The sequence below is a fragment of the Bilophila sp. 4_1_30 genome (genome assembly GCF_000224655.1).
Classification (GTDB): domain Bacteria; phylum Desulfobacterota; class Desulfovibrionia; order Desulfovibrionales; family Desulfovibrionaceae; genus Bilophila; species Bilophila wadsworthia.
Map to the genome: position 1 here is coordinate 1,041,446 of NZ_JH114231.1, position 9,735 is coordinate 1,051,180.

General features: G+C 56.2%; 9 protein-coding genes and 1 tRNA gene. 5 read left to right on the forward strand and 5 right to left on the reverse strand.

All coding sequences use genetic code 11. The features are described 5' to 3' along the window. On the forward strand, window positions 1-183 hold a 183-nt coding region (locus HMPREF0178_RS22425), incomplete at its 5' end, for a hypothetical protein (RefSeq protein ID WP_232281195.1). A gap of 35 nt (window positions 184-218) precedes the next feature. Here HMPREF0178_RS22425 and HMPREF0178_RS04755 read toward each other — a convergent pair. The 3 genes from HMPREF0178_RS04755 to yfcE form a co-directional block, all read right to left on the reverse strand. Further along, window positions 219-1,019: a tellurite resistance TerB family protein gene (locus HMPREF0178_RS04755; RefSeq protein WP_009379546.1), complete on the reverse strand. Its 801-nt coding sequence runs from the start codon at window positions 1,017-1,019 to the stop codon at window positions 219-221. Window positions 1,020-1,111: 92 nt separating this feature from the next. After that, on the reverse strand, window positions 1,112-2,476 hold the full coding sequence (locus HMPREF0178_RS04760; protein WP_009379548.1) for an MATE family efflux transporter: 1,365 nt from the start codon (window positions 2,474-2,476) through the stop codon (window positions 1,112-1,114). Window positions 2,477-2,774: 298 nt separating this feature from the next. Next, window positions 2,775-3,326, reverse strand: a complete 552-nt coding sequence (yfcE, locus tag HMPREF0178_RS04765; RefSeq protein ID WP_009379550.1) for a phosphodiesterase — start codon at window positions 3,324-3,326, stop codon at window positions 2,775-2,777. A gap of 217 nt (window positions 3,327-3,543) precedes the next feature. Between yfcE and HMPREF0178_RS04770 the strand changes: the two genes are divergently transcribed. Then, the gene (locus HMPREF0178_RS04770) at window positions 3,544-4,464 is read left to right on the forward strand and encodes a DMT family transporter (protein WP_009379552.1); all 921 of its coding nucleotides are present in this window, start codon (window positions 3,544-3,546) and stop codon (window positions 4,462-4,464) included. A 54-nt stretch (window positions 4,465-4,518) separates the two neighbouring features. Here HMPREF0178_RS04770 and HMPREF0178_RS04775 read toward each other — a convergent pair whose 3' ends face one another. Continuing rightward, the gene (locus tag HMPREF0178_RS04775) at window positions 4,519-5,043 is read right to left on the reverse strand and encodes a hypothetical protein (RefSeq protein WP_009379554.1); all 525 of its coding nucleotides are present in this window, start codon (window positions 5,041-5,043) and stop codon (window positions 4,519-4,521) included. A gap of 1,105 nt (window positions 5,044-6,148) precedes the next feature. Between HMPREF0178_RS04775 and HMPREF0178_RS04780 the strand changes: the two genes are divergently transcribed. Next, window positions 6,149-7,546, forward strand: coding sequence for an SLC13 family permease (locus HMPREF0178_RS04780; RefSeq protein WP_009379556.1), 1,398 nt, complete (start codon window positions 6,149-6,151; stop codon window positions 7,544-7,546). A 173-nt stretch (window positions 7,547-7,719) separates the two neighbouring features. Then, window positions 7,720-8,571 carry an amidohydrolase family protein gene (locus tag HMPREF0178_RS04785; RefSeq protein WP_009379557.1) on the forward strand — a complete coding sequence of 284 codons (852 nt, stop codon included), beginning with the start codon at window positions 7,720-7,722 and terminating at the stop codon, window positions 8,569-8,571. A gap of 238 nt (window positions 8,572-8,809) precedes the next feature. Here the strand turns inward: HMPREF0178_RS04785 and HMPREF0178_RS04790 are convergent. Further along, window positions 8,810-8,896 (reverse strand) — tRNA-Leu (locus HMPREF0178_RS04790). A 185-nt stretch (window positions 8,897-9,081) separates the two neighbouring features. Between HMPREF0178_RS04790 and HMPREF0178_RS04795 the strand changes: the two genes are divergently transcribed. Then, window positions 9,082-9,669 (forward strand): flavin reductase family protein, encoded by a 588-nt coding sequence (locus tag HMPREF0178_RS04795; protein WP_009379558.1) that lies wholly within the window; start codon window positions 9,082-9,084, stop codon window positions 9,667-9,669. The last annotated feature ends 66 nt before the right edge of the window (window positions 9,670-9,735 follow it).

Sequence of the window (9,735 nt, forward strand, 5' to 3'; positions counted from 1 at the left end):
CCCATCCCTCCTCTCCCAAAGACTTTCATGCCTATCGAATCCCTGTTCGCCGCTTTCCCGGTTTATCTGAAGCCGATCTTTATTGTTGCGCGCTCAGACAAAAGAGGTTCCCGTCTCCATGGAGACGGGAACCTCTCGAATGGCAATCAAGTTTTTCCGCGTGGCGGGATTTCCGCTATGTAGGTTCTTCATCAGCTGGCGGAAAAGGGGAAACGGGATCAGGACGGTTCTATGGCTGTCCTTTTGGTTTCTTCAACCTCGCTGTCGAGTGCGGCCTTCTCTTCATGCGTGATTTTGAGCGCGGCGGCAAGGCCATCAAGATAGCTGCGCTCCATGAAGTGATCCACATCAATGATCATGGCGGAAAGCCGATACAGATCACGGGCTTCGTCGTGGTTGGCTATGCGGGACGCCAGCGAGGCCGGATCGAGCGGCTTGTTCAGCAACGTATCCAGCACCTGCGCCATATCCCGGCCGGGGAACAGCGACTCCACAGCGTTGTGGATATTGGCCCGCTCCTTGTCGTCAATATGCCCGTCGGCACGAGCGGCGAAGACCATCGCCTCCAGCAGCAACAGGGCCGTCTGATCCGCCGAAACAGCCGGGGGCGGCGTTTGCTGCAGCTCGTCAGGCCAGCCGCTCGGTGCGGGCTGGGCTGACGGGACCGGTTCGGCAGGTTGCCCTTGTAGGGCCGCGCCGTTGGCTCCGGACCACTTCTGATAGAATTTCCATGCCAAGGCTCCGACAGCGGCCGTGCCACCAACCATCAGTGCACCTTTGGCAACCTTGCGGGCCGTCTTGCCCGACATCAGCGTGCCGAGCAGTCCCCCGAGCGCCGCCGAGCCGAGCAAACCGCCCAGCCCTCCGGCGGATCTCACCATATCGCCAAGAGCGTTGCCCGTCCCCTGACCGAACGGGGCATCCGTCTTCTGCTGTCCGCCGAGAGCGCCGTTCAGCTTGTCGCCAAGCCCTCCCAGCCCGCCGAGGCCGTTGCTTATCTGATTGAATAAATCCTTCATGAGGAACTCCTTGCCTGTTTGTGAGGCGGAAGAACCTCCCGCCCGGTTACGACACTAACAAAACCGGGCAAATCCGCCAGCGCATGAGAATCTCACGCCTCCCGGCTGTGATGGGCCCGGCGCATCTCCCGAAGGAACATGTACAGCACGCCCATTGAGGTCACGAACGACAGCGAGTCCGAAACGGGCAGGCTGATCCAGATGCCTTTCAACTCAAAGAAACGCGGCAGAATGAGCAGGCAGGGGGCCAGGAACAGCAGCTGACGCGTCAGAGAAAGGAAAATCGACAGTTTGGCCTTGCCGATGGACTGGAAAAAGTTGCCGACGACGATCTGGATGCCAACCAAGGGGAATACCAGCGTAGCGAGGCGCATACCTTCCACGGAGAGGGCGATCAGGCCCGCGTCGTCGGTGAACATCCGGGACACGATTTCCGGAGCGAACTGCCCGGCAAGGAACCCCGCCGTCGTGATCAGCCCGCCCGTGATGACGCCGTACTTCAGCGTCTGTTTTACCCGTTCGAACTGCTGCGCCCCATAGTTGTATCCCACAATGGGCTGCATGCCTTGCGTAAGCCCCATGACCAGCATCACGAACAGGATGAGTATCCGGTTGAGGATGCCGAACGCCCCGATGGCCATGTCGCCGCCGTACCGCTTGAGGCCGATGTTGATGAGCACCGTTACCAGACAGGCGCACACATTCAGCAAAAACGGCGACATGCCGATGGAAAAGATGCTTGAGACGATCTTCCAGCGCAGCCGGAACGTCCCTTGCCGGAAATGCACGGTGCTTTTCGGATTGCGGAAGTGGCTCAACACCCACACCATACCTACGCATTGTGACAATACCGTGGCGATAGCCGCGCCCCGGATGCCCCATTCCAGCCAAAAGATGAATATCGGCGCCAGAATGATGTTCATGCCCACGGTCAACACGGCGGAAAGCATGGCTTTTTGCGGATACCCCGTGGCCCGCATGATGTGGTTGAGCCCGAACATGGTACAGGTGACCGGCAGGCCGTACAGAATGATCTGCATGAAATCGCGGGCATAGGGCAAGGTGTGCTCGCTGGCCCCGAAAGCCGTCAGCACAGGATCAAGCACCAGTTGCGACAGCAGGCCGAACGTCACCCCGTTGATGAGGCCGAGCAGCAGGACGTTGCCGAGCACCCGGGTAGCGCCGTCGATGTCCTGCTGCCCCAGCCGGATGGAACAAATGGACGCGCCGCCGATGCCGACGAGCAAAACCAGCGCGAAGGTCAGGTTCATGACCGGAAACGTGATCGCAAGGCCGGAAATGGCCAGCGGACCGACGCCATGCCCGATAAAAATACTGTCGATGATGTTGTAAAGGGAAAAGACCACCATCGCGGCGATGGCGGGCAAGGAATACCGGAGAAGCAGTTTTCCGATCGGTTCTGTTCTCAGCAAAAGCGTGGCGCTGGTGTCGGCCATATGTACCTGCCTTGTCTCTATCGATTGGAGCAATACGAAATACGGAAATCCGTTCTGCGTTGCCGCGCAGGACGGGAAGATGTGGCACTCAACGGAGGGAGGAGTGGAAGAGAAAGCCAAAAAGGTGAGGTCGGCCTGTTTTGAGGCATCCCGCCTGCAAAATCAAGCGGAAAAATACACGTCCGGAACCGCCCCTAAAGACGGGATCGGCTGAAATACGGCGTTATTGCGGAAGTTACGGAATCTTAGAGCAATGCAAAAAGGCGTCCCGCATTCAGGACGCCTTCCTCCGAAAACGTTAGGCTGCGGAAGGCCGATGCTCCAAAAGAAACCGCCCGTCAAGCCCGAACACACGGAACGCACCGGCTTCGAAGACGCCATAAGAAGCCGGAAAGCCGCCCTTGGGCAGCGTTGTGCTGCCGGGGTTCCAGAAATGGACGCCGTCGACGGTTTCCCCGCGCGGGATATGGGTATGCCCGCTCAAGACCACATCGCCGGGGCGCACGCCGGGAATGGGGGGGCAACTGGGAAGGTGGTGTCCGTGCTGTGCCACGATGCGCAACCCGTCAGCGGCAATCACGGCGCTGTCTTCCACCGCGAAGGGAAGCAGCATGAGATCCACTTCGGCGTCGCAGTTGCCGCGCACGGCCACGATGGGCGTCTCGAAATCCGCGAAAACGGAAACCACGCTTGGCGGCCCGTAGCTGGAAGGAAGGGGGTTGCGCGGGCCGTGATACAAATAATCGCCCAGGAGGACCAACATATCGGGCAACAGCTCCTCGCAGCGCCGGCGCAGAAACGCGGCGGCTTCCGGGGAACCGTGCAGATCGGAAGCGATGAGCAAACGCATGGGATATCTTTCTCCAGAAATAAGGATGGATAAGTCTACCCTGTTCCTCCATCGCACGCAAACAGGGTAGAACGGCCGTCCCCGCATGGCCGTGCACACGGAGGCTCGGGACAAAATCCCGGTTGACGGAGCTCCGACCCGGAAGTAGGGTTCTCCGCCGTGCCATTTCCGGCGGAAACGACGGCCATCCGGACCGCCCAAACCTCTTGAGCCAGCCATGCCCATCTTTTCCCATACCGTCACAGGATACCTGTTCGCCCTGCTCGCCACCGTGGTCTGGAGCGGGAATTTCGTCGTGGCCCGCGGCCTCGCTGGAGCGCTCTCTCCGGTTGAACTGTCCTTCTGGCGCTGGAGCATCGCGTTTCTGACCATCCTCCCCTTTGCGGGCCGGAGCCTGCTGCGTTCGCTTCCCCTCGTCCGCGGCACATGGGGCAAAGTCATTCTCATGGCCCTGCTCGGCATCACCTGTTTCAACACCTTCATCTATCAGGCCGGGCATACGACCGACGCCACCAACATGTCGCTGCTCGCCACGGCCTCTCCCATCGTCATGGCCGCCATCGCACACCTGTTCCTGCGGGAACGGCTTTCCCGGTTCCAGTTCTTCGGGCTGTGCGGCGCCCTCTGTGGGGTCATCATCCTCGTGTCGCGCGGCAGGCTCGGCACCCTTCTCGGGCTGCGCTTTGCACAAGGCGACTTATGGATGATCCTTTCGGTCTTCCTGTTCGCCGTCTACAGCCTTATGCTCCGCTGCCGTCCCAAGGCATTTCCACAAAAGGCCTTTCTTGCCCTGCTCATCGGCATTGGCGTCCTCGGCCTGATCCCGCCGCTGCTTTGGCAGGCCGCCGACACCGGGCTGAGCCCGCTGGACGGCTCCATCCTCAGCGCCCTCATCTACATAGGGGTCGGGGCATCGGTCGTTTCCTTCCTCGCGTGGAGCCTAGCGATCGAACGCATCGGCATGGTCAGGGCGGGCATCATCTACAACAGCATCCCGCTGTTTGCGAGCCTTGAGGCTACATTGGTCCTGGGCGAGTCCATCACGCTTCCGCAGATGATCGGCGGAGTGCTCATCATCGGCGGCATCTGCTACGCTTCATTCGGCGATCTCTACGCGGCAAGGCGCCTTCTCAAGTAATCCTTCTCCACACGCCGTAAAACGAAAGGCCCTCCTCAACGGAAGGGCCTTTTTTCAATCTCGATGTTTCTTGTCGTGGTGTTCTTTGAACTTTTTCGCCTGTCCGGGCGGAAGTCCTCCCTTCTTGGCGAGCCCCGGAGGGACGCCGCCTTTCTTGGCAAGTCCGGGGGGCACGCCCTTCCACTTATCCCGATCGTGATCGTAGCGAGACTGCCCGTATCCGAACCGGCGCGGATCGACCTTGTATTTCCGGGCAATGCGCTCCCAGCTGTAGCCGTCGTCACGCAGGGAGCGAATACGGGATTCGCTCACTCCCGCGATGTGCGCCATCGTGCGGATTCTCGCCCGTTCGAGGCGTGACTCGGCATTGCGCCAATCACGATCATACCGGCTGTAATCCCTGCCCCCCTGCATAGCGTCGTTAAGGGCATCATGGGCCCTGTCGGCGGCACGGGTCATATCCGCCAATTGTTCGAGCGCATCGGAAAAATTGCTCAGATTTCCCGAAAAAGCCGGAAGCGGCACAAGGCTCAATACTCCGGCAAGCGCCATAACGAGCAGGCAATGCTTTTGGTTCATATGGCGGTTCTCCTGTTCTTGTACAGTATTCCTGACCGTGTGGAAACGCCTCTACGGTGTTTCGCCAGAAAGCGCAACGCTCTTACGAACCCCGCCCGGATGACCCATTTTTTACCCCTCCAAAACAAGTTGGTTTCATTCGGAAAACTCTAATACTGCGGCCTGCAGCAAAATATATAACGCCATGCCGAACGGCTCTCAGAGTCTTTCCGCGTCATGGGCATCAAAAGCCTCGGCATCACGGAAACGATGACTCCGTTGGCCGCAGCCGCCTCATGGCAACGTGCCGCCGCAGGCTCAATGGAAACTGAAGTTGCCACCGATAGCTTTGAGGCTTTTGACGCGGCGACCGTCTAAAGGGCTCTCAGCTTCTTTCCTTATGCTCTTTCGGTGAACCATGATCCTTCTTCCATGATCACTGGCAGTATAGGTTCTTTCCATACCTTGAAAACCTCGGTACCGCATCGTTCCGTTTTTCAGGTTGCCCCAACTCCACCCCACGCAGCAAATAGAGAAAAAAGAACTTTACAGAAAAGGAGGGTTCGACGGGAAACAACGTGAACCATCCCTTTCTCGATTCCATGTCCGGACCATTGCACTTTTTCATCTTCCCTCTCGCCTCCGGTACGTGTCCACACATCTCTCCCGCATCTATAATTTGGACATACACACTCTACATGTCCAGAATGTACACACTAAAAGATACGTTACGCGGTCCAGACAGCGCTGTGTGGACTGCTCCAATATATCGTACACTATGTGATTGTCATGTATTTCACGTTTTCGCCGTATCGGATGGATCGCATATTGCAAAATTATACGTAAAGCCGTCGCATGACGACGGCAATAAAATGGAAAAATATTTAAAAAGTAACACGTAACAAGGACATACCCTTCCAAAGAGGTACAGCAATGTGACATTTGCATTGTCGACAAAGAGTGAGGCTCATTGTTTGGCTGTCTGATCTCGATCTGATGCTGTTACAGATAGAGACCACTGCCGGACATGTTTTTAGTAACAGTTTTAGATACTTGAAATCCTGATGCGCCAATCCATTACGGGAACCCCCATTTCAGTCACCGAGCGTGAAAAAACGGAGTAATCATGCAAGCTGGCGTCCAAATCGAAAAAAGCAAGCTTATTGGCTGGATAGTCACAATAGCGACTGCTATCGGCATTATGTGCATACCATTATCCGAGGCATTCACACCACAAATACGCCTCTTTGCGATGCTCAGTATTACAGTGATATGCATAGTAGCATTCGATCTTATGGATGTTATTATCCCTTCCGTATTACTCCCCTTCGCTTATTACGTTTTTCACGTTGTCCCCATCAATATAGCCTATAGCCCGTTCACCACAGAAACATTCTGGATGATCCTGGGCGCGTTCGTACTGACCAATGCCCTGGAGGAGTGCGGCATCCTGATGCGCATCGCCTACTGGATCATCAAAACCTGCGGCGGGACATACAACAGAACGCTCTATGCCCTGTATCTGGTGGGGCTGGTGTTGGGCATCATCTGTTTCTGCGGCCATTATCTGCTGTTGATCTCCCTGACATACGGCATCTGCAAGGCCATGGGGTTCGGAAAATCCAAAGAAGGCACCCTCATGATGATGGTGGGCGGCATTGCGGCCCTGAACGTCAAGCTGTTCGCCTACCGCCCGGCCACCATGTCCATCATGGTTTCACAGGTGCAGACCGTGGATCCGGGCTTTTCGGTTTCCTTCTCCGATCAGATGCTCTACAATTTCCCTTCCGTTTTGATGGCATTGTCGTTCATATGGATTCTTACGAAAATGTATAAGAGCAGCGAATTCGTCCTGCCCGGCGGCAAACAGTATTTTGAGGAGGAATACAGAAAGCTGGGCAAGATGTCGTTTACTGAAAAGAAAGCCCTTGTGCTGCTCATTGTCCTGATGGGATGGATCATCAGCGAACCCTTCCACCACATTTCGGCTAACTATTCTTTCATGCTGCTGCCCTGGCTGTGCCTTGCGCCCGGCATCCGCATCGGCTCATCCGCCAGCATCAAAAAAATCAACCTGGGCATCATCTTCTTTGTCGCCACCTGTCTGGGCATAGGCATTGTCGGAACCAAACTGGGCTTCACCCAGCTTATCGCCGGGCATCTGGCCGAAATGCTGTCGGGTGTGGGCTCGACATCCTTCCTCTATGTCCTGCTGCTGGTTGGCACCCTGTTCAACCTCATCCTGTCTCCCGGCGCCATGATGGCTGTGCTGCCCGCGCCTTTCGCACAATTGTCCCTCAACCTCGGCATGAACCCTCTGCCTTCCTTGCTGACCATCATTTATTCCACCGACTTCGTGTTCCTTCCGCATGAAGTTCCGGCATACCTCATCATGTTCGGTTTCGGGCTGATGACCATGAAAGACTTCATCAAGCTCCATTTGATGAAAATGGTATGGTTCGCTCTCCTCTTCGGCCTAGTACAGATACCGTACTGGCATTTCTTCAATATTATGATGCGCTAGCCGTTCACAAAATGAAAACGCTGAGGCGCCCCCTATCCGTTCTGTAAAACGAAGAGAACCACACTGCATATCGAGTCGCAATATCTCCATCCATTGGTCCTGGCAGAAGAAAGTAAGCCCAACATTTGTTTTTATACATGTCAACTTCAGCAATACATAAAGGAGTCAGGCAAATGATCATTGACTTTCGTATGCGCCCCCCGGCACGCGGCTTTCTGAACATCGGGGTGTATGACAACGTCGAACGCACCGCCAAGCTGACGGAATGCTTCTCCATGAAGCAGGCCCCTTCCGTGGCCCAGAAGTCCCCCGAACTCATGTTGCAGGAAATGGACACCGCGGGCGTGACCATGGGCGTCATCCCCGGCCGTAACGGGCACTTCAAAGGCACTATTTCCAACGACGACATCATCAAGCTGCTGGGCGACTTCCCCGGCCGTTTCGTAGGTACGGCGGGCCTGAACGCCTCCAAAAGGGAAGAGGCCATCGACGAAATCGAACGCACGGTACTCAACGGCCCCCTCAAGGGCGTGAGCATGGAACCCGGCGCGCTGGACAAGCCCATGTATGCCGACGATCCCCGTATCTATCCCATCTATGAAAAATGCGAAAAACATCAGATTCCGGTCATTCTGATGCTCGGTGGACGGGCGGGCCCGGACATCACCTACAGCGATCCGAAGATCATCAACCGCATCGCCGCCGACTTCCCGAAGACCAACTTCATCATCTCCCACGGCGGCTGGCCCTGGGTGCAGCAGATCCTCGGCGTATGCTTCTTCCAGAAGAACATATACCTCTGCCCGGACATGTACCTCTTCAACTGCAGCGGAGCGGCCGACTACATCATGGCCGCCAACAACTTCATGCAGGACCGCTTCCTCTACGGCTCAGCTTATCCGCTGATGCCCATCGTGGACTGCGTGGAGCACTTCAAGACGTTGTTCAAGCCGGAAGTCCTGCCGAAGCTGATGTGGAAAAACGCTGCAAAAGTACTCGGGATTGAAATCTCCGAAGGGGATTAAGGCGTAAGAGACGAATACATCGCTCTCCACTCGCCGTGAACAATGGTTCCCGCAATGTATGCCCCCTGTATCCTTACGAGGGGCATACCTTTTTCCATTTTGCAGACTTCAAACAACTAACCGGCAGAACTTATAAAAAAATATCAAAAAGCAGATCTCCCCGATACCCCTTGGGTGTACACATGCGCTGGATACGAAAAAAGGCAGCTACGATTTCCGTAACTGCCTTATTTCATTCTGGTACCGGGAGCGAGACTTGAACTCGCAAGATGTTGCCATCGGCGGATTTTGAGTCCGCTGCGTCTACCAATTCCACCATCCCGGCGTGTCAAAGCCGTCTTATGCCACAATGTCTTCTCACGGTCAAGTGGAGAATGGTTCCGTGCCCTCTTTTCCCGCGTGGAACCTCGCTTTCCAAGGCGTTCGCGGCTCAGCCCTTGCGTCATACCGGATTCTCTGACACAACAACCGTGTTTTCGTTCACCTTTTTCCATAACTATGAGGCATCATATGTTCCAGTCTCTGGGTACAAAAACATTCATCCTTCCGACTCCAGTATTCCTCGTAGGTACGTATGACCATACCGGCCGTCCCAACATCATGACCGCCGCATGGGGAGGCATCTGCGCCTCTCAGCCGCCGAGCATCGCCGTTTCCATCCGCAAGAGCCGTTGGACCTATAACGCCATTCTTGAGCGCAAGTCCTTCACCATCAACATTCCTTCCCGCAAACTCGCCGCGCAATCCGATTTCGCCGGGATGCATTCCGGGCGCGATACCGACAAGTTCACGGCCCTGAATCTTACCCCCGTTCCCGCCGAACATGTGGACGCACCCGGCATCGCCGAATGTCCCGTTATTGTTGAGCTGACGCTCTCGCATACGCTTGAGCTCGGTTCACACACCCAGTTCATCGGCGAGATCATGGACGTGAAAGTCGACTCCGCCTGTATGCGTGAAGACGGCCTCCCCGATCCCGCGCTCATCGATCCGCTGCTTTTCGCGCCGCTCGTACAGGAATACTGGGCTATCAGCCAGTTTGAGGCTCGGGCCTTCTCCGCAGGCCACGCCCTCACGCATTCCGCCGTATTGGGGTAAGAGGAAATGTGGGGGAGGGGAGAAGGGGACTTTCTCCAGAAAGTCCCCTTCTCCCCTCCCCCACAC